Origin of the sequence: Alistipes finegoldii DSM 17242, assembly GCF_000265365.1 — a bacterium.
Lineage (GTDB): Bacteria > Bacteroidota > Bacteroidia > Bacteroidales > Rikenellaceae > Alistipes > Alistipes finegoldii.
The window spans coordinates 1,840,316-1,860,446 of sequence record NC_018011.1 but is presented as its reverse complement, the minus strand read 5'-3'; the positions used below and the strand labels follow the sequence as shown (position 1 = coordinate 1,860,446).

Annotated in this window: 14 protein-coding genes; 5 read left to right on the top strand and 9 right to left on the bottom strand. The window is 61.2% G+C overall.

The features are described from left to right. Nucleotides 1-41 precede the first annotated feature (41 nt). The 4 genes from ALFI_RS08070 to ALFI_RS08055 all read left to right on the top strand — a co-directional run bounded on the left by ALFI_RS08070 (nucleotide 42) and on the right by ALFI_RS08055 (nucleotide 6,128). Nucleotides 42-848, top strand: coding sequence for a glycogen/starch synthase (locus tag ALFI_RS08070; protein ID WP_014775460.1), 807 nt, complete (start codon nucleotides 42-44; stop codon nucleotides 846-848). Next, nucleotides 832-2,514 carry a DUF4270 family protein gene (locus ALFI_RS08065; protein ID WP_042493443.1) on the top strand — a complete coding sequence of 561 codons (1,683 nt, stop codon included), beginning with the start codon at nucleotides 832-834 and terminating at the stop codon, nucleotides 2,512-2,514. Before ALFI_RS08070 ends, ALFI_RS08065 begins: the two co-directional genes overlap by 17 nt. 77 nt (nucleotides 2,515-2,591) lie before the next feature. Beyond that, nucleotides 2,592-4,889 (top strand): type I DNA topoisomerase, encoded by a 2,298-nt coding sequence (gene topA, locus ALFI_RS08060; RefSeq protein WP_014775458.1) that lies wholly within the window; start codon nucleotides 2,592-2,594, stop codon nucleotides 4,887-4,889. 30 nt (nucleotides 4,890-4,919) lie between these two features. Continuing rightward, a complete protein-coding gene (locus ALFI_RS08055; protein ID WP_009597659.1) occupies nucleotides 4,920-6,128 on the top strand; it encodes a C1 family peptidase in 1,209 nt (402 codons plus the stop codon). A gap of 498 nt (nucleotides 6,129-6,626) precedes the next feature. On the opposite strand, the gene ALFI_RS08050 is transcribed toward ALFI_RS08055, so the two are convergent. After that, the gene (locus tag ALFI_RS08050; RefSeq protein WP_014775457.1) at nucleotides 6,627-7,268 is read right to left on the bottom strand and encodes a pentapeptide repeat-containing protein; all 642 of its coding nucleotides are present in this window, start codon (nucleotides 7,266-7,268) and stop codon (nucleotides 6,627-6,629) included. Nucleotides 7,269-7,540: 272 nt separating this feature from the next. On the opposite strand from ALFI_RS08050, the gene ALFI_RS08045 reads away from it, so the two are divergent. Continuing rightward, nucleotides 7,541-8,950, top strand: coding sequence for a BamA/TamA family outer membrane protein (locus tag ALFI_RS08045; RefSeq protein WP_014775456.1), 1,410 nt, complete (start codon nucleotides 7,541-7,543; stop codon nucleotides 8,948-8,950). Nucleotides 8,951-9,172: 222 nt separating this feature from the next. On the opposite strand, the gene ALFI_RS08040 is transcribed toward ALFI_RS08045, so the two are convergent. The 8 genes from ALFI_RS08040 to ALFI_RS08005 all read right to left on the bottom strand — a co-directional run bounded on the left by ALFI_RS08040 (nucleotide 9,173) and on the right by ALFI_RS08005 (nucleotide 19,958). After that, nucleotides 9,173-9,739 (bottom strand): 4'-phosphopantetheinyl transferase family protein, encoded by a 567-nt coding sequence (locus ALFI_RS08040; RefSeq protein WP_014775455.1) that lies wholly within the window; start codon nucleotides 9,737-9,739, stop codon nucleotides 9,173-9,175. Then, nucleotides 9,736-11,022 carry a gliding motility-associated protein GldE gene (gene gldE / locus ALFI_RS08035; RefSeq protein ID WP_014775454.1) on the bottom strand — a complete coding sequence of 429 codons (1,287 nt, stop codon included), beginning with the start codon at nucleotides 11,020-11,022 and terminating at the stop codon, nucleotides 9,736-9,738. Before gldE ends, ALFI_RS08040 begins: the two co-directional genes overlap by 4 nt. Before the next feature lie 16 nt (nucleotides 11,023-11,038). Continuing rightward, a complete protein-coding gene (gene ftsZ / locus ALFI_RS08030) occupies nucleotides 11,039-12,367 on the bottom strand; it encodes a cell division protein FtsZ (RefSeq protein ID WP_014775453.1) in 1,329 nt (442 codons plus the stop codon). Between the two features lie 448 nt (nucleotides 12,368-12,815). Further along, nucleotides 12,816-14,255, bottom strand: a complete 1,440-nt coding sequence (gene ftsA, locus ALFI_RS08025; protein WP_014775452.1) for a cell division protein FtsA — start codon at nucleotides 14,253-14,255, stop codon at nucleotides 12,816-12,818. Nucleotides 14,256-14,267: 12 nt separating this feature from the next. Next, nucleotides 14,268-15,368 (bottom strand): cell division protein FtsQ/DivIB, encoded by a 1,101-nt coding sequence (locus ALFI_RS08020; protein WP_009597700.1) that lies wholly within the window; start codon nucleotides 15,366-15,368, stop codon nucleotides 14,268-14,270. 93 nt (nucleotides 15,369-15,461) lie between these two features. Next, entirely contained in the window at nucleotides 15,462-16,844 is a 1,383-nt protein-coding gene (murC, locus tag ALFI_RS08015) for a UDP-N-acetylmuramate--L-alanine ligase (protein WP_009597635.1), read from the bottom strand. 118 nt (nucleotides 16,845-16,962) lie between these two features. Then, complete coding sequence (gene murG / locus ALFI_RS08010) at nucleotides 16,963-18,069, bottom strand: undecaprenyldiphospho-muramoylpentapeptide beta-N-acetylglucosaminyltransferase (RefSeq protein WP_009597591.1); 1,107 nt, start codon at nucleotides 18,067-18,069, stop codon at nucleotides 16,963-16,965. A 350-nt stretch (nucleotides 18,070-18,419) separates the two neighbouring features. Next, nucleotides 18,420-19,958 carry a YifB family Mg chelatase-like AAA ATPase gene (locus ALFI_RS08005; RefSeq protein ID WP_009597585.1) on the bottom strand — a complete coding sequence of 513 codons (1,539 nt, stop codon included), beginning with the start codon at nucleotides 19,956-19,958 and terminating at the stop codon, nucleotides 18,420-18,422. Nucleotides 19,959-20,131 lie beyond the last annotated feature (173 nt).

Genomic DNA, 20,131 nt, shown 5'->3' with positions numbered 1-20,131 from the left:
AGGCGGCGAAAACGGAAGTCCAAAGACAAAACACTCGAACCATGGCAAATAAGATTCTGTACGTCTGTCAGGAGATTACCCCGTATCTTCCAGAGACGGAAAGCTCCGGACTTTGCCGCGCTCTCACGCAGGCGATGCAGGAGCGTGGGAATGAAATACGCACGTTCATGCCGCGTTACGGCTGCATCAACGAACGCCGGCACCAGCTCCACGAGGTGATCCGCCTGTCGGGCATGAACCTGATCATCGACGACAACGACCACCAGCTCATCATCAAGGTCGCGTCCATCCCCGCAGCCCGCGTACAGATCTATTTCATCGACAACGACGACTACTTCTCGCGCAAATTCGTGCTGACCGACGAGGAGGGCAAGCCTTTCCCGGACAACGACGAGCGGGCCATCTTCTTCGCCCGCGGCGTGCTGGAGACGGTCAAGAAACTGCGCTGGACCCCGACCGTCGTCCACTGCCACGGCTGGTTTTCGAGCGTGATTCCGGTCTACCTGAAGCGGATTTTCGCCGACGACCCCATCTTCCGCAACGTGAAGATCGTCGTTTCGCTCTACGGCGACGGTTTCCCCGGCGAACTGGACAACGCCTTCGGCAAGAAGATCGCCGGCGAAGGGGTCAAAGATAAAAATCTCGCAATTCTCGACACCCCGTCATACGAAAATCTCTGCCGTTTCGTTATGGAGTATGCCGACGGTGTGGTCGCGGCATCCCCGGATGTCGAACCGAAGGTATTGGAGATCGCCCGCGCAAGCGGCAAGCCGATGCTCGAATACCAGTCGCCCGAAGCAGCGGACTTTTTCGATAATTACAACCGATTTTATGAAGCATTGCAATAATTTCCGCCGCATGTTCCGCGCCGCCGCCGTTCTGGCTGCGGTCGCCCTCATGACGTTCGCGGGCTGTACCAAGGTCGACGACACGCTGGGCTCGAACCTCGTGCCGGACAACCAGCAGATGAAGGTGGGCTACACGACGCTCGGCGCCCGGACGCTCGCGGGGAAACTCGATGCGGCCAAATACGTCGAGACGCGTCTGTTCCAGAGCGACTCGCTCAAGGCGTCCAACATCTCCTACGGCTACATGGGCTCGATGCTCAGCGACACGTTCGGACTCCGCACGGCGGGATTCCTGACCCAGTACCTCAACGTCTACAAGGTTAAGGAGGGCTATTTCGGCTACCGCCCGATCTTCGACTCGGCGCAGATCCTGATCACGATCACCAGCTACGGAAACGACACGCTCACGCCGCAGAAGTACAACGTCTACGAAATCAAGAGCAACAAATACCTGACCGAGAAGCCGGTCGCCGCGGGTAAAACCGAGCGCGACACGGTCTTCTACCTCAACTTCGACCCCGTCAAGGAGGGCGTTATCGGCGCGGACGACGAGCCGGTCTTCACTTTCACCTTCCCCGACGGCGAGACGACGGGTCCCGCCACCACGGCGGTCACCATGAACACGACCCCGGCAACCCAGAATTTCATCGACCGCCTGATGCTCCAAAAAGGTTCGGGCACCGCCTACGAAGACGACTACTCGATCTACAGCACCGACAGTCTCAAGCAGTGGGTGGAGGAGTTCAAGGGTCTCTACATCGTTCCGGCCGAAGACCAGAAGGAGAAGGGCAAGGGCAACATCTACGCCACGGAGCTCGAAAGTTCGGGTTTCATGGTCTATGCGCGCAACCGCGTCGAGAGCGACCCGACGCTGATCAAGGATACGATCGACATGGGCTACATATTCTACAATACGAGCATCTCCACGGAGTACGGCAACGTTTCGGTCAATACGATCCGCCGCGACTACGGCATGGCGACCAGCGCTGACGCCAAGTTCGACATCGCCGACGCCAAGGAGGAGGCCGGAAAACCGATCACTGACCACCCGACCTACGACCAGATCTATGTCGAGGGCATGGGCGGCGTGGTAACCGCCATCACGTTCGACAAGCCCTTCTTCGACGCGCTGGAAGCCGAGATCGTCGCAGGCAACGAGGGCGCCCAGAACTTCAAGACGCTCGCCATGACTCAGGTCCGCATGTCGATCTACTTCAAGGGCAGCAATTACGACTGGACGAAGCTGACCGACATGCCGCATATGATCGGGGAGATGGACAAGTCGCAAACCCGTCTGGGCCTTTACACCAACTACAAGACGCTTTCGGCCATTCCCGACTACGCCTATGCCTACGAGCAGAACTACAGCACGACGCTCGCTTACGGCGGCTACATCAACCGCAGCCGCGGCTGCTATGTGATGGACATCACGGGTTACGCCCAGAGTCTGTGGAACAGCTACCGGTCCGCCAAGGCGGAACTCGGAGCGGACGCCCCGTGGGACGAGCTGAAGGAGAAGATCAAGAACCGCACGATCTATCTGGGTCCCGAAGCCTACAGCGTCTATACGACGACGTACAGCGTCCTTCAGGGCATGACGCCCGACGGCGTGACCGAGGAGGACGTTCCGATCAAGATCGACGTCACGTACAACCTGATCAAATAAGAGACAAACAGCCTGAAAAGCGAAACCTAAGTGTGACATACTTAGGTTTTCGCATTTCTGAAAAGTAACATACACGCATGCAGGAAAATTTAGTAATCGTCGAGTCCCCGGCCAAGGCAAAAACCATCGAGAAATTCCTCGGCAAGGACTATGTCGTCAAATCGAGTTTCGGACACATCCGCGACCTCTCGAAAAAGGACTTGGGAATAAACATCGGCGAAGGATTCAAACCCGTCTACGAAATCCCGGCCGACAAGAAAAAGGTGGTGGACGAGCTGACCAAGCTGGCCAAGGACAAAACGGTCTGGCTGGCGTCCGATGAAGACCGCGAAGGAGAAGCCATCGCATGGCACCTGACCGAAGTGTTGGGTCTCCCCGTTGACAAGACCAAGCGTATCGTCTTCCACGAAATCACCAAGCGGGCCATCCTCGAAGCCATCGAGCAGCCCCGCACGGTCAACATGGATCTGGTCAACGCCCAGCAGGCGCGCCGCATCCTCGACCGTCTGGTCGGCTTCGAGCTCTCGCCCGTCCTCTGGAAGAAGGTGCGTCCGTCGCTCTCCGCAGGCCGCGTGCAGAGCGTCGCCGTGCGGCTCATCGTCGAGCGCGAACGCGAGATCATCGCCTTCCGTTCTACGCCCTACTTCCGCGTCGTCGCCCAGTTCCATGCCGCCGGCGATCCCGACAAAACGATCTTCAAGGCCGAGCTCTCGTCGCGCTTCGAGACCCGCGAGCAGGCCGAGGAGTTCCTCAACACCTGCATCGGCGCCACCTTCACCGTGGCCAAGGCCGAAGAGAAACCCGCGCAGCGCTTCCCGGCGCCGCCGTTCACCACCTCGACGCTCCAGCAGGAGGCCGGCCGCAAGCTGGGCATGTCCGTCTCGCAGACGATGTCCGTCGCCCAGCACCTCTACGAACAGGGTCTGATCACCTACATGCGTACCGACTCGGTGAACCTCTCCAAACAGGCGCTCGCCCAGTGCAAGGAGGAGATCACCAAGCTCTACGGCGAGAAATACTCGTCATGGCACAACTACAAGACCAAGACCAAAGGCGCTCAGGAGGCCCACGAGGCCATCCGCCCGTCGTACATCGAGAACCACACCATCGAGGGCACGCCCGCCGAGAAGAAACTCTACGACCTGATCTGGAAGCGTACGGTCGCATCGCAGATGGTCTGCGCCGAGTTGGACCGCACGACGGTCGTGATCGACATGTCCGGCTCGTCGCAGCAGTTCGTCGCCACGGGCGAAGTGGTCCGTTTCGACGGTTTCCTGCGTCTCTACTCCGAGTCCACCGACGACGATCAGGCCGCCGAGAGCGGCGAGGGCCTGCTGCCCAAGATGACCGCGGGCGACCGGGTCGTTTCGACCCAGATCACCGCGACGGAGCGCTTCACGCAGGCCCCGGCCCGCTATAACGAGGCGTCGCTGGTCAAGCGGCTCGAAGAGCTGGGCATCGGCCGTCCTTCGACCTACGCCCCGACCATCACCACGATCATCAACCGCGGTTACGTGGTCAAACAGAACAAGGACGGTCAGAAACGCGGCTACGTCCAGCTCATGCTCACGGGCGACAAACTCACCTCGAAGAACCTCACGGAGAACTTCGGCAAGGAGAAGAACCGCCTTTCGCCCACGGACATCGGCATGGTCGTCAACGACTACCTCGAAACGCAGTTCAAACCCATCATGGACTACAATTTCACGGCCAACGTCGAGAAGGAGTTCGACCGCGTGGCCGACGGCGACATCACTTGGGACACGATGATCCACGACTTCTACGGACCCTTCCACCAGATGGTCGATACGGCCATCGGCACGCAGACCGACAAGAAGAGTCAGGCCCGCATTCTGGGCAACGACCCCAAAACCGGACATGTCGTCAAGGCCCGCATCGGCCGCTACGGCCCGATGGTCGAGATCGAAGGCAACGAAGGCGAAAAGGGACGCTTCGCGTCGCTCAAGAAGGGCCAGCTGATCGAGTCGATCACGCTCGAAGAGGCGCTGGAGCTTTTCGCCCTGCCCCGCGACCTCGGCGAGCTGGAGGGCGAGCAGCTCTCGGTCGGCATCGGCAAATACGGGCCCTACGTGCGCCACGGCAAGTCGTTCGCCTCGCTTCAGAAGGGCGACGACCCCTACACGCTCACCTACGAGCGCGCCGTGGAGGTCGTGCGCGCCCAGCAGGCTGCCGCAGCCGCGGCCAACACTCCGCTGCGCAGCTTCCCCGAAGATCCCGACATGCTGGTCAAGAACGGCCGTTACGGACCCTATATCGCCTACAAAGGCAAGAATTACCGCCTACAGAAAGGCGCCAAGCCAGAGACGCTGACGCTCGAAGAGTGCCGGAAGATCGTCTCTTCCTCGAAGAAGTAACCGAACACCAATACCCAAACAGCACAAGCGATGAAAAAATTCCTGCTGACAGCCCTTGCGTTCTGCACCGCCTTCGCGGCCGCAGCGCAGACTCCCGCCGCAACCGAGCCGGAGGGATACCGATTCACCGACGTCAGGCTGATCCCCATGACCCCGGTCAAGGACCAGCACCGCAGCGGCACCTGCTGGTGCTACTCGACCCTCTCGTTCCTCGAAGGCGAGATCCTGCGCGCCGGCGGCCGTCCGGTCCACCTCTCCGAGATGTGGATCGTGCGCCACACGTTCATGGACAAGGCCGTGAAATACGTCCGCATGCACGGCGAGATCAACTTCGCCGAGGGCGGCGCTTCGCACGACGTGACCGAAGGAATCAAGAACCACGGCATCGTACCGCAGGAGGCCTATCCGGGCTTCAACTACGGCACCGAGAAAGCCGATTTCCACGAACTGTCGCTCGTGCTGAAGGCCTACCTCGACGCCGTGATCACAGCCAGCGGCAAATCCTCGGACAAAGCGCTTTCGACGGCATGGAAACGCGGCTTCGACGCCATCCTCGACGAGTATTTCGGCCGGATGCCCGAAACATTCACCTACGAGGGCAAGGAGTATACGCCCCGGTCGTTCGCCGCATCGCTGCCGATCGACATGGACGACTACATCGACATCACCTCCTTCACGCATCATCCGTTCTATACGCAGTTCATCATCGAGATTCCCGACAACTGGATGTGGGGCACGGTCTACAACCTGCCGCTCGACGAGATGATGACCGTCATCGACAACGCGCTGGCCAACGGCTACCCCGTATCGTGGGGCACCGACGTGAGCGAGAAGGGTTTCAGCCGTACGAAAGCCATCGGCATCATCCCCGAAGCCGACCTTGCGAACATGGACGGCACCGAAGCCGAGCGCTGGGGCAAACTGACCCAGAAGGAGAAGGACGATGCGCTCTATAAGTTCGACAAGCCCGGCAAGGAGCTGAGAATCACGCAGGAGATGCGCCAGCAGGCGTTCGACAACTACGAGACCACCGACGACCACGGCATGGTCATCATGGGCACGGCGACCGATCAGGCCGGCAACCGCTACTTCAAGGTCCAGAATTCGTGGGACGTACGCCCGCCCTACGACGGGTTCTGGTACTTCTCGCGGCCGTTCGTCGAGTACAAGACCACTTCGATCATGGTCAACAAGAACGCGCTGCCCAAGGAGACCGCCAAGCGGCTGGGGCTCAAATAGCGGACGGAGCAGTCCCGTGAAACAAGCCGACCGTACGAAACGGCGGAACAATTCAGCGGAGCGCTCCGATACCGCAGTCCGCTGAACAGTTCCGGGCCGGCCGCCGGCAGGACCGTTCAGCGGGAGCAACCCGGTGGGAACAAACTGCTGAAATCCGGCGCACTTCACCCTGCATCCCGGATGCAATCCAGCTCGCCCCCGCGGAAACCCAAAATAAAAGAGTCCCGGCCGTAAAGCCGGGACTCTTTCGTATATCGAAGTTTTATTGTTGTCTCAAAAAAGGGGAGCCTTACATCGCTCTCAGTTTGATGCTCTCTCCCAACAGAACCATAGCGGTACGGAACCACGCATTGATCTTCGCCTTCATACTAAATAATTTTAAATAATTCTTAAAATATTTTATCATCTAAGATGCGACAAAGGTAATGCCCGGAAAACAAACTTCCAAACATTTTTATTAATATTTTTTAAGAATTATGTAAATTTTTTGAATAACAATTACTCCTCGATTTCCAGTCCCAGAAGACGCGCCAGCTCCGAAGCCTGCAGCGCACTGACTTTCAAACCTTTCAGCTCGAACGATCCGGTATCGCCTACCCGGATTCCGCGAATATCCGAATCGACGAACGAAAGCCCCTTCAACCGTGTCCGACTGAATTCCGCCATCGTAAGGTCGCAGAGCGAGAACTCCACACGTTCGAACCGGCATTCGTCGAATCCGACGCTGCGCATCGTTCCGCCGGCAAAACGGACGCCCCGGAATTTTCCCAGCGTAAAATTGGCGAATTCCATCTTGCAGCGTTCGAAAACGACATGCTGCCACGTCCCCTCCGAAAGGTTGGCGCCGACCAGCTTGCACTCCACGAATTCGACCCGCTGGAAACTGCATCCCGACAAATCGGCGTTCGAGAGATCGCAGTTTCGGAACGTGACGTCCGTAAAATGAGAACCCTGCAACACGGGCGCCGGGAAAATGCAACCCGCAAACACCGACGACTGCACCCAGAAATGCTCGCGCATCAGCGGGGGCAGGGGCACGCTGCGGAAAACCGCATCGGACACCTCCTCTGCGGTCTGCAGCAGAGCGGCGTCGGTCTGTTCAACCGGATTCGGCGAAGGTACGGGGCGTGTAATTTCCATGCAGTTCAATAATGATCCGACATCATCGGGTCCGGCAAATTTCCGATCCGGCAACCGGGCCTATCGGGCAATCAGCGTGTCCGGCAATCATCGGGCCGGACAGCAAACGGATCCCACAGCCGGACAAGTCCCACAGTCGGACGGGCCGGCACCGGTCCCTGCAAAGATAGAAATTTATCTCCGTATCGGGAAACCCCGAACGCCCTGAATGTGTCCATTTTGAACATTGGCGAAAAATTGCTATCTTTAAACCGCTTTCAACCTCACTTTTAATGGAAAAGGGATATAGGATCTTCCTAACTGTCAGCCTGTTGCTGACGATATTTACGACAACGGCCCAAACCACCGACACCTCGAAAGACAATTTTCCTTCGACTCAGGAGGCTCTGTCCCGTATCGGCGCGGCCGAAGCGCGGCCGGGCCGCCAGCCCGCCGACACGGCAGCGCTCACGACGTCCGCCCAGCGCAAGGGCTTCATCCGCCGGATCATCGACTACTACAGCCGCTCGAACGTGGACCGCACGTTCGAGAAAAAGATCGACTGGAGCCTCGCCCCCGGTCCCAACTACTCGTCCGACGTCGGCTTCGGTCTGGGCTTCCTCGTCGCCGGTCTGTACCGTCTCGACCGCACGGACTCGGTGACCGCTCCCTCCAACATCTCGATCTACGGCAACATCACGACCCAAAAATTCCTGCTGCTCCGCTTTTCGGGCGACAACATCTTCCAGCACAACAAACGGCGTCTGAGCTATTCGGGAGCCTTCGTCTACTTTCCGGGCGCATTCTACGGCGTGGGCCACAAGGCCGGAAAAGAGGGTTACGCGCAGGACCTGACCACGACGATGGGCATTTTCCGCATCTCCTACTGCACGTCGCTCGTCGGACGGTTCTACATCGGCGTCAGCGGCGGCATCGACTACACCGGCGCCAAATACAAGTCGAGCGGCATGGGAGAGTACTTCACCGCAATCGACAACCACGAAAAGGAAAAACCCGGCGGTCAAATCGGCGAACTCTACGATTTATATAAGGACAACAAACGTTACGACCCGGAGAAACAGGACCCCTTCTCGAACTTCATCGCCGCCACGGGCGACAAACCGAACGCCTTCAACACCAATCTCGGCATTTTCGCGCAGTACGACACGCGCGACGTGACCTTCAACGCCTCGAAAGGCATCTTCATCAAGGCCGAAGCCAAATGGTATCCCCAGTGGCTGGGCAATACGCGCCGTAACTTCGGGCGTTTCACACTGACGTTCGACTTCTATCAGAAACTCTGGAAAGGCGCCATCTTCGCCTACGATCTCTATGCCGACTGCACGGCGGGCACCCCGTCGTGGCACATGTACGCCAAGCTGGGCGGCATGGAACGCATGCGCGGCTATTACGAGGGGCGTTACCGCGACAAACGGCTCGTCGAGACGCAGATCGAACTGCGGCAGAAAATCTACCGCCGTCACGGCATCGTGGGCTGGATCGGCGGCGGTCAGGTCTGGGGCACCGACAAATTCCGGTGGGACAATACGCTCTACAGTTTCGGCTGCGGCTACCGCTTCGAATTCAAGAACCGCATGAACATCCGTCTCGACTACGGCTGGGGCGTCTACGGCAACCACAACCTCCCGTGGGACCGCAAACGCTCCTCGGCATTCCTCTTCACCGCTTCGGAAGCCTTCTGAGACAACGGCAATCCGGCCACTCTCTTCCGGCAGACGCAGCAAATCCCGACTCCATCCCACAAGCAACCCCGCAGGCAGCCCCTCGGTCCCTCCGGCCTTATCCTCATCCGCTCCGGCAATCCTAACCCCGGTTCCGCCCCCGCATTCCCCTCGACTTCCAGCTTCAGCCGCACGGCTCCCAGCAGGATTTTAGAGGATTATTATCGGGTACACGCCCCGAAACTACAAAATATATACAACGATAAACCCGTCGGCGCGCTTAAGCGAAAGCCGCAGCGGCTCCCCGTCCGCGATACGCCCCACGACGACTCCGGCTTCGAAATCGACCGCCTCGACATGCAGGTCGTACAGCATATCCAGCCCCGGCCGCCCGGCATATTTGTATAGGGTCTCCTTCGCGCACCAGACTGCGGCCGGCAGCAACGGATCGTCAGAAAGCGCCCGCTCGGCAGGCGACATGTAACGCGACGCGGCGCGGCTGAAATCCCGCGACTCCGGCTCTATATCGACGGCGCACGGCGCATCCGATATGCAGACCGCTACCCGGCCCGGACAGTGCGAAACCCCGATATGCACCTCGCGCCCCCGAATGACGGGCGCCCCCGCCTCATCATAGGCGATCTGCACGTCGTCCCCCAGCTCGCGGCGTACGACGGCGCGCCATGTCAGGAATTCCCTGCGGCGGCGTTCGCGCAGAAACTCCTGCGCGGCGGCCCGCTCGCCGGGCGTCACCCGCGCAGCGGCTTCCGCCTCGGTCATCGGCGGCTCGATGAAGAGCCCCTTCGTCATGCCAGCAAATCTACACGGATTTTGTCGATACGGTGCCCGTCCATCTCCTGCACCGTAAAACGGATGTCGTGCGACGTAAAGACGTCGCCCTTGCGGGGGAAGTCGCGCTTGAGTTCGAGCATCAGCCCGGCCAGCGTCTCGGCCTCGCCCTTCACGTCGTTGAAAATCTCCTCGTCCAGCCCCAGCACCCGTTCGAAGTCGCCCAGATGGCTCTTGCCGTCGAAGATGAAACATTTCTCGTCGAGCCGCGTGAAGAAACTTTCGTCGGCGTCGCTTTCGTCCGAAATCTCGCCCACGATCTCTTCGATGATATCCTCCAGCGACACCAGTCCCAGCGTCGAGCCGTACTCGTCCACGACGATCGCCATATGGATCTTGTTGGACTGGAAGTCGGCCAGCAGGTCGTTGATCTTCTTGTGTTCCGGTACGAAATAGGGCTTGCGCACCAGCTGCTGCCAGCCGAACTCGCTGCCGTGGTTGATGTAGGGCAGCAGGTCCTTGACATAAAGCGTTCCCTTGATGTTGTCTATGTCGTCCTCGTAGACGGGGATGCGCGAAAATCCCGACTCGATAATGGTCTTCTTGACCGTCTCGTAATCGTCGGTTATGTTGAGCACCGTGATGTCCACGCGGGGCTTCATGATCTCCTGCACCTCGGTATTGACGAAATTGACGATTCCCGACAGCATCACATGCTCCTCAGGACTCGAACTCTGGGTCATGTCCACCGCGTCGGCCAGCTCGTCGAGCGAAATCTCGCTCTTGTGCGAAGCCTTCTCGCTGATGCGGCTGCTCGTCCGCACGAGCGCATAGGAGATCGGATAGAAAATCCACCGCAGCACCGTGAGGGGCCGCGCGGCGAACTGCGCGAAGCGCACGGGAATGGTCTGCGCCAGCACCTTGGGCAGTATCTCGCCGAAGAGCAGCAGCAGGAAGGTCACCAGTACGGTCTTGAAGAGGAATTCGAACCGCAGGAAGGTGAAAACCGAATCTATGATGCTCGACGTGAGGATGACGATGCAGATATTCACCAGATTGTTCACCACGAGAATCGTCGCCAGCAGCAGGTCCACGTTCGTCAGCAGGCGGAGCACCGCCTCGGCCGACGCCGTCGTGCGTTTGCGCAGGCGGCGTATATCGTTGTGCGACAGAGAAAAAAACGAAGTTTCAGCGCCCGACACGAGCGCCGAAACGCACAGCAGGCCCAGCGTCACCGCACACAGCACGGCGATATGGGCCGAAAACCCGTTAAACGTAATCCACGAAGTTGTAGTCTCCTCCAAACCGGCGGTCTATTAGTTAATCAAAAAGCGATCCGCCCTGCGCATCCTGCTGCGCCTGCTGGCCGGCATCGTTCTCCTCCTTCAGCACCTCCTTGCGTCCGCCGGGCATCTGCACGACGAATTTCGAGTTGCGCGACTGATAGGCGGGCTTGCTCAGCAACAGTTCGATGTTGCTGTAACGCGTCGATTTCGCCCCCAGCATCACCTGTTCGGGCGGCCGCTGCACGGCGGCCTTGGGCGGTACGACCGGCTTGATCGGCTCCAGCACGGGAGCCACCGGGTCCTTCACCGGCTCGACATTCCGCACCGGAGGAATGATCTGCTTCATCGTCCCCGCCGCCGATACGTCGCCCGCGAATCCCGTGGCCACGACCACCAGCTCGATGGCGTTGCCCAACTGGGGCTTCTCGCTCGTACCCCATATGATATTGGCGTTGTGAATCACGCCGTTGTCGTCCTGCACGCTGGCGTGCGCCTGAATGTACTCCAGAATCCGCACCACCTCCTCGTACATCAGGCCGTCGGCATCCGCGACCGAGATGTTGAGCAGGATGTTCTTCGCCCCCGAAATCAGGTTGTGGTCCAAGAGCGGCGAACGCAGCGACGCTTCGGCCGCCGCTTCGGCGCGGTTGTCGCCCTCGGCCGTCGCCACGGCCATATGGGCGCGGCCGCTGTCTCGCATGACCTTCGACACGTCGGCGAAATCGACGTTCACCAAGTCGCTCTCCACCGTGATGATCTCGGCGATGCCCTTGGCCGCCGAACACAGAATGTCGTCGGCCTTGCCGAACGCCTGCTTGAGCGACAGGCGTCCGTATATTTCGAGAATATTCTCGTTATTGATGATCAGCAGCGAATCCACGTTCTGCCGCAGCTCCTCGATGCCCCTGAAAGCCTGCTCGTAGCGGATCTTGCCTTCGACGGCCAGCGGCGAAGTGACGATCGCCACGGTCAGCAGTCCCATCTCCTTGGCCAGCTTGGCGATGACGGGCGACGCGCCCGTACCCGTTCCGCCGCCCATGCCCGCCGTGATGAAGAGCATGCGCGTCCCCGACTCTTCGAGGTGCTGACGAATCTCCGGCAGCGACTCCACGGCCGCGCGGCGGCCGTTTTCCGGGTCGTTTCCGGCCCCCAGTCCCTCTGCGCCGAGGCGTATCTTCAACTCCACGGGACTCTTGTCCAGCGCCTGCTGGTCGGTGTTACAAACCAGAAACGTCACACCCCGTATACCGAGGTTCCACATATGGTTCACGGCATTGCCGCCGGCACCGCCGACGCCCACCACCATAATGATCGAACCGTCCGTCTTCGGGGCTTTGATCTCCGACATCAATTCGTCTGTCATATCTCTAACTCCTTTCTCCACATTCTTAACTATAAATCATTCCCGCAGCCGGCTTCCCGTCTGCAGTTCCCGACATCCGCTGAATCCCGCCGTCCGAATCTTCGTCGGCACCCCGCGGCATCTACCCATTCCCGCCGACCGTTCACAGTCCGCGGCATCTACAGACTCCGCCATCCGGCTCTCCGTCCGCAATCCGCGGAATTCAAAAAACCGCTGCCCGGCGTCCCGTCCGCAGCTCCCGGCATCCGCGGCATCCGCCGTCCGCTGAATCCCGCCGTCCGAATTTCCCCCGGCTGTCCGCCACATCTGCAAAAACCGCTCCCCGGCCGAAACCGGCGTTAACCGCGGCCGCATCGCCGGACCGCCCCCGCAAGCACGAAATTCATGCCGCAAACACCGCCGTAAGACCGCCGCGTGGGCCGGACACCGGGGCGCGGCAAATTATCCCTTAAATCTCTTCGTCCTCGGCCGCCGTGAAACTCTTGTTGATCTTGTCGAAGGTCTTCTGGAAAATCGAGCCCCAGTCGCGCTTGCGCTTGGGTTCGATCACCGGGGCCTCCTCACGTTCCGCAGCGGCATCCTCCTCCGCCTCTTCCGCCGCCGGAGCTGCGGGCGGCGCCTGCACAGGCTGCTGGAAGCGCGGCGTGTGGCGGAACTCAGGAGCGGGCTGCGGCTGCGGGGGCCGGAAGCCCTGCTGTTCCGCAGGCCGGGCCACGGGCCGCTCGACAAATGCGCAGGCGCCCTGCTCGGCGCCTTTCAGCAGAATGCCGACCGCCGTGGCGTAAGCCGGATCGGCGGCCTTCTCTTTCGACTCCTCGGCAATCCCGGTCTCGGCCGACGCGACGCGCACATCCATGCCCGTCACCCGGCGGAACAGTTCGTCGAGGTCCTTCAGCTTGGCCGAACCGCCCGTCAGAACGATCCCGTAAGCCAGCTTGCCGATATATCCCGAATCCTTGATCTCCTGCAATACGAACTCCGCGATATCCGTGGCGCGGGCTTCGATCACCGTCGCCAGATTGCGCAGCAGAATATCCTTCGCCTCGCGGGCCGTGCGGCCGTTCACGCGGATCAGTTTGTCTTCGGGAGCCAGCTCGGCCACCGCCGAGCCGTATTTCTGTTTGAGACTTTCCACATGCTTTTCGGGCACGCTCATCGTGCGGATGTCGCGGTTGATCGCCGTCGCCCCCATCGGGATCGTGGCGATATAACGCACCACGTTGCGGTAGTAAACCGCCACGTCGGTCACGCCGCCGCCGATATCCACCACGGCCACGCCTTCCTCCTTCTCGTCGGGCAGCAGCACCGCCTCGGCCGTGGCTATGGCGTTCGACGTAACGCTCAGCATCTTGATTCCCACCCGTTTGAGGGCCATGTCGAGCCGCTGCATCGGGGTCTTGAGACAGAGGATGAAGTTGAACGTGGAAGAGAGCTTCTTGCCGAACGACCCCACGGGATTCTTCACCTCCTGATTGTCGTCCACCACATAGTTCTGGGGTACGCGGTCCATGATGGTCTCGTCGTCGGGCGCCTGCACGTTGCGCATGCGGTCGAACAGCGCATCGACGTCCTTCTGATTGACACCGTTCTGCGGATCGTAGACGAAGACGTGGTCCATATGCCGGGCACAGCGCACGAAGTCGCCCGAAATACCGGCATAGGCCTCGGTGATGCGGATTCCCAACTGCTCCTCGGCCTCCGACACGGCTTCGCGGATGGCGCGGCTCACCAGTTCGATATTCTCAATCTTGCCCGCATTGACCCCCTCGACGGGTTTCGACACGACGCACACCACATCGAGCCGCTCTTCGGCGTTCTTCTCGCCGACAGCCACCACGACGTTCGACGAACCCAGATCGACGGCAACGGTATAATTCTTTCTTTCCACGGTATAATCCTTTTATTTCTTGCAAACCACCTGATCGTTGTATCTGATATCTATCGTCCGGTACTCCCCCCAGCCGATGTTCATAAGACCGCTGCGGTAGAAACGCAGCAATTTGTCGAATTTGCGCTCCACCTGCTCGATACGTCCGAAGACGATGGTATGGCGGCCGCTCCGGGGCACCAGCTCCACCTCTAAAGCTCCGCTGGGGGTCGTATGCGCGGCAATCTGCACCACCTCCGACCTCCAGAAGTCATCATCTTCGATGAACTCTACAAAGGTAAGCAGTTTCATGAAATCTTCGTAGCTTTTCTCCAACTTTTTTTGTTTCAGCCTTTCGGCCTCCTGCCGCTGCGCGATGCGGTCTATTCCCTCCTGCACCAGACGCGCTTCGTAGCGGTATTTGCGCCGCAGCTCCGCCTTGCGGGCGCGCAGCTCTTCGACGCGCGCGTCGAACGCCGCGGAGCTTTCCATCCGCCACCACTGCTTCTTGATGCGCATGCGGCGCAGCGCCGATATGTTGCGGTCGTTCTGCAGTTCGCGCCGGAAGAAGGGGTACTTCTCACGCTCCAGCTCCGCGATCCGCTTGTCGATCTTCGCCCGTTCGAGGTCGATATGCCCGCGCACGGAGCCGACGAACGACGCGGGAAACGGCGGACGGTAAGCCCCCGTCACCACCGGCACGTAGAGCGACGAGGCGCGCGGCGCGGCGAAGACATAGCCTTCGGGCGTGACGTACGAATCCACGCCGTCGGTCAGCAGCCGCAGCAGGGGCCTGCGCTGGCTGATGTCGATATGCAGCACGCCGCCGTAAGTCACATAGGCGTCCACGCGCTCCACGAATCCGTTTTTGGCGATCAGGGCCTCGATGGCCGCCAGCTCTACCGCATCAACTGCCGTGCCGTTCGTCTTGATTCCGCTGTGCGCGATCCACTCGCGCACCATGCGGCCCGACACCAGATAGCCCATCGACGAGCTGTCCACCACCTCGATCTCGACCCTGCCGACCTTCTTCCCGGCACGCAGCCTCCCCGCCGCCGTCCCCGCATAAACGACATATGCGGCCACGGCGCCCCACAAAAGCGTGAGCAGTGCGTATCGGAGGTATTTTCTCAAAATCGTCTTTATTCTCTAATTATCCGTCGTTTCGTCTTCTGCGGTTTTTACATCCGGCCCGGCGGACATGCGCCCCGGCCGCCGTTCTCCCGGCTAACTCTTCGCTTTCAGCTTTTCGGCGATCGCCCCGCAGCAGGCGTCGATGTTGCCCGCACCGAAGCTCACCACCACGTCCGTGTCCATCGCCGCCACCGTATCGGCCAGCGCCGCCCGCTCCACGATGCGGCACGGCACCGTCACGCCTTGGGCGATGATCTCCGACGTCACGCCTTCGATCGGCTCCTCGCGCGCCGGGTAGATCGGCAGCAGCACCACGTCGTCGGCATGCGACAGCGCCTCGGCGAACTCCCTGTAAAGGTCGCGCGTCCGCGTGTAGAGGTGCGGCTGGAACAGCGCCGTGATGCGCCGTCCCGGAAACATTTTGCGCACCGACGTCAGCGTCGCCGCCAGCTCGCGCGGATGGTGGGCGTAGTCGTCCATGTAAACCTGCTTCGGCGTATTGACATAGAATTCGAAACGCCGCTTCACGCCCGCAAACGACGCCAGCGCCTCTCTCAGCCGTTCCGCATCGAGCGTCGTGCCTTCGGCCTGCGCCGCGCACCATACCGACGCCGCGGCCGCCACCGAATTCTCGATATTGACCCATCCCGGAATGCCGAGCGTGCACCCCTCGACCACGCCGCCGGGCGTCACAATGTCATAGCGGTAATGCCCGCCTTCGAGCAGCTGCACGTTGCGGGCGTAGAAGTCGCACGGCACGTCGTACGAATAGCGGTAAACGGTGATCTGCGGATTGTCCAGCACGATATCCACCCCCTCTTTGATAATGAGGAACCCGCCCGGCCTGATCTGCCGCACGAACTGCGAAAAAGCCTCCTTCACCGCCTCGTGCGTGCCGTAAATATCGAGGTGATCGGCATCCGCCGAGGTAATCACCGCCACGTCGGGATACAACCGCAGGAACGAACGGTCGAACTCGTCGGCCTCGACCGCCAGCCGCGCCCCCGCGCCCAGCACCAGATTGCCGCCGAAGTTCTTCGATATTCCGCCCAGAAAAGCGCTTCCTCCGCCCGTCACGCCGCGGTTGAGCCACGCCACGAGCGTCGAGGTCGTGGTCTTGCCGTGCGTCCCCGCCACGGCCATCACATACTTGCCCTCGGCGAGATGTCCCAACATCTGCGAACGCTTCTCGACGCAGAACCCGTGACTCACGAAATATTGATACTCCCCGTGCTCCTGCGGCACGGCCGGGGTATACACCACCATCGTCGCCGCCGGGTCGAGAAACTCCGCGGGAATCCGCCGCACGTCGTCCTCGAAATGAATCGCAGCACCTTCGGCCGCCAGTTCGTCCGTCAGATGCGAGGGGGTGCGGTCGTAACCGGCCACCCGCTTGCCTTCATGCAGGAAATAACGCGCCAAGGCGCTCATGCCGATGCCGCCGATTCCCAGAAAATAGATATTTTGAAACTCCATCCGATTAAGTTTTATCGTTCTCCGCACCGCTCCTCCCTCCGCACGGTCCCCGCCGCATTCATCGCCCGCACGGCAAAAACACCCGCCGCGCGGCGCAGGGGAAACGCCGGAAGCGGCGCTATTTCATTACCTTTTCGATTTCATCCACGATCCGCTCCGCCGCATCGGGGCGCGCCAGCTTTTCGAGGTTTTCGCTCATCGTCCGCAAAGCCTCCTTGTCCGAGAGCAGCTCCATCGCCCGCCTCATGGCCGCCGTCCGGGCCTCGGCATCGGGCACCACGACCGCCGCGCCCTTGGCTTCCAGCGCCTTGGCATTCTTGGTCTGATGATCCTCGGCCACATTGGGCGAGGGCACGAACAACACGGGCTTCGCCACCAGACACAACTCCGAGACAGTCCCCGCCCCGCTGCGCGAGAGGACCAGATCGGCCGCCGCATAGGCATAGTCCATGCGGTCGATGAAGGCCCCCTGCCAGATATTCGCAACCGGATGCGCCGCCAAGAACGCCTGCATCTCGCGCTCATAATATTTGCCCGTCTGCCAGATCACCTGCACGGGAGCGTCCGCGCCTTCGAGCGCGAGTATCCACGCCTTCATCATCTCGTTCAGCGACCGCGTTCCGAGCGATCCGCCCACGACCAGCACCACCGGAAGATCGGGCGTAAAGCCGTAATATTCCAACGCTTCGCCCCGGTCGGCCCCCTCTTTCGAGAAACGGCCCCGCAGGGGATTGCCCGTCATCGTGATCCTGCCGGCCGGAAAGAAACGCTCCATCCCCTCATAGGCGACGCAGATGCGCTTCGCACGCTTGGCCAGAATCTTGTTGGTCAGCCCGGCATAGGAGTTCTGCTCCTGAATCACCGTCGGCACGCCCAGCCGCTGCGCGGCCCACAGCACCGGAGCGCTGGCATAGCCGCCGAATCCCACGACCGCATCGGCCCCGAATTCACGAATGGTCTTCTTGGCCATCGAGACGCTCTTCAGCACCTTGAACGGCACCGCGAGGTTGTGCCAGTCCATGCGCCGCTGCAGACCCGCTATGGGCAGTCCCACGATGCGGTAGCCCAGCGCGGGCACCTTCTCCATCTCCATCTTGCCCTCGGCGCCCACGAAGAGAATCTCGACCCCGTCGCCGAACCGCCGTTTCAACGCTTCCGCAACAGCCACGGCCGGATAGATATGTCCGCCCGTTCCGCCGCCCGAAAGGATGATTTTCCTTGTCATGCTATTTTATCTTTTTTACTTACAATCAATATCTTTCAACCCGCCTCCGACTGTCCGAAGATCCGACGGCCCGTCAACCCGAAAGCCCGAAGATCCCGACAACTCAAAGGCCCGACCGCGGCACCGCCCCGGCGGCCCGGCCCGAAGCCCCGACAGCCTGCTAACCCGGCAGCCCGCTAATCCGAGGGCCGTCCCCGGCGGTCCGGAAACCCGGCGGTCCGGAAACCCGGCGATCCGGAAACCCGGCGATCTGAAAACCGGGGTGCAGACTTCCGCCCCGGACAACATTCCAAGGCAAGCCGCCTGCAAAATTACGAATTCTTTCCGTTCGCCGCCCTTTCGTCCTCCTTTTACCGCCCCCAGTTTCCCCGGTCCAGCGAGCGGTAGTTGATCGCTTCGGCCACATCGGCCGCCGCTATGGTTTCGCGCCCCGCCAGATCGGCGATCGTGCGGGCCACTTTCAGAATGCGGTCGTAAGCCCGCGCCGAGAGCGACAGCCGCTCCATGGCCCGCTCCAGCAGCGCCGCCGAAGCGGCGTCCGGCCGACAGTATTCGCGCAGCATCGCCACGTTCATCATGGCGTTGGTATGCACGCCCTCCGTCCCCGCGAAACGCGCCGCCTGCACCTCCCGCGCCCGCACGACCCGCTCGCGGACCGCGGCGCTCGGCTCGCCGGGCGCCGCCGCCGAAAGTTCGGCCGCCGGCACGGGCGTCACCTCCACATGCAGGTCGATCCGGTCCATCAGCGGTCCCGAAATCCGGCTCATATAGCGGTGCACCGCCCCCGGCGAACATACGCACTCCTTCGCCGGATGGTTGTAATAGCCGCACGGACAGGGGTTCATCGCCGCCACCAGCGTAAAGTTGGCGGGATATTCCACACTGTATTTCGCCCGCGAGACGGTCACCCTCTTCTCCTCCAGCGGCTGCCGCAGCACCTCCAGCACGCTGCGCCCGAATTCGGGCAGCTCGTCGAGAAACAGCACCCCGTTGTGGGCCAGCGACACCTCGCCGGGCCGCGGCGACTGTCCCCCGCCGATCAGCGCCGCCTGCGAAATCGTATGGTGCGGCGCCCTGAAAGGCCGCCGCGCCAGCAGGCCGCCCGCCGCCATATTCCCGGCCACGGAGTGTATCTTGGTGGTCTCCAGCGCCTCTTCGCGCGACAGCGGCGGCAGGATGGTCGGCATCCTGCGGGCCAGCATCGTCTTGCCCGAACCCGGCGCCCCGATCATCAGCACGTTGTGACCGCCCGCGGCGGCTATCTCCAGCGCACGCTTCACATGCGTCTGGCCCTTCACATCGGCAAAATCCTCTTCATAACGGCCCGCCTCCGCCCCGAACGGCTCCCCGTCCGCAGGCACCGCCGGCGTCATCTCCCGTTCGCCGTTCAGCAGTCCGATCACCTCCTTCAGGCTTCCGGCCCCGATCACCTCGACGCCTTCGACCACGGCCGCCTCCGCGGCATTCGCCGCCGGCAGCACCAGCCGCCGCAATCCCTCTTCCCGCGCGCGCACCGCCATCGGCAGCACGCCCCGCACGGGTTTCAGCGTCCCGTCCAGCGACAGCTCCCCGGCGAACATCGTCCCGGCAAGCGTTTCGGCATTCACCCGCGACATCGCCGCGAGAATCCCGACGGCGATCGGCAGGTCGAACGACGCGCCCTCCTTGCGCAGGTCGGCCGGAGCCAGACTCACGACCACCTTGCGGCCCGACATCCGCTCCCCGGAGTTCTCGAACGCCGCACGTATGCGCTGCTCGCTCTCCTTCACGGCGCTGTCCGGCAGCCCCACGAGGTACATTCCCAGTCCGCCGCCGGCGATATTGACCTCGACGGTCACCGCCGCGGCATCGATCCCCACGATCGCTCCTGCATAGGTCCGGACAAACATCTATCAGAAAAATATTATCAATTAACCATTCTGTTACCTGCCTCTTCCACAGTCGGCCGCACTGACCGCACTGCCTGCATCGCCTGCACCGACCGCCTCAGCCGCACCGACTTCTCCGACCATATCGGCCGCACCTTCCGCTCCGGCCGCAGCATCCCTCCAAAACGGCGCCC

Bases quoted from the DNA above. Each gene is read 5' to 3' on its own strand.
- ALFI_RS08070 (WP_014775460.1), top strand. From the start codon at position 42: ATGGCAAATAAGATTCTGTACGTCTGTCAGGAGATTACCCCGTATCTT.
- ALFI_RS08065 (WP_042493443.1), top strand. From the start codon at position 832: ATGAAGCATTGCAATAATTTCCGCCGCATGTTCCGCGCCGCCGCCGTT.
- topA (WP_014775458.1), top strand. From the start codon at position 2,592: ATGCAGGAAAATTTAGTAATCGTCGAGTCCCCGGCCAAGGCAAAAACC.
- ALFI_RS08055 (WP_009597659.1), top strand. From the start codon at position 4,920: ATGAAAAAATTCCTGCTGACAGCCCTTGCGTTCTGCACCGCCTTCGCG.
- ALFI_RS08050 (WP_014775457.1), bottom strand. From the start codon at position 7,268: ATGGAAATTACACGCCCCGTACCTTCGCCGAATCCGGTTGAACAGACC.
- ALFI_RS08045 (WP_014775456.1), top strand. From the start codon at position 7,541: ATGGAAAAGGGATATAGGATCTTCCTAACTGTCAGCCTGTTGCTGACG.
- ALFI_RS08040 (WP_014775455.1), bottom strand. From the start codon at position 9,739: ATGACGAAGGGGCTCTTCATCGAGCCGCCGATGACCGAGGCGGAAGCC.
- ftsZ (WP_014775453.1), bottom strand. From the start codon at position 12,367: ATGACAGACGAATTGATGTCGGAGATCAAAGCCCCGAAGACGGACGGT.
- murC (WP_009597635.1), bottom strand. From the start codon at position 16,844: ATGGAGTTTCAAAATATCTATTTTCTGGGAATCGGCGGCATCGGCATG.
- murG (WP_009597591.1), bottom strand. From the start codon at position 18,069: ATGACAAGGAAAATCATCCTTTCGGGCGGCGGAACGGGCGGACATATC.
- ALFI_RS08005 (WP_009597585.1), bottom strand. From the start codon at position 19,958: ATGTTTGTCCGGACCTATGCAGGAGCGATCGTGGGGATCGATGCCGCG.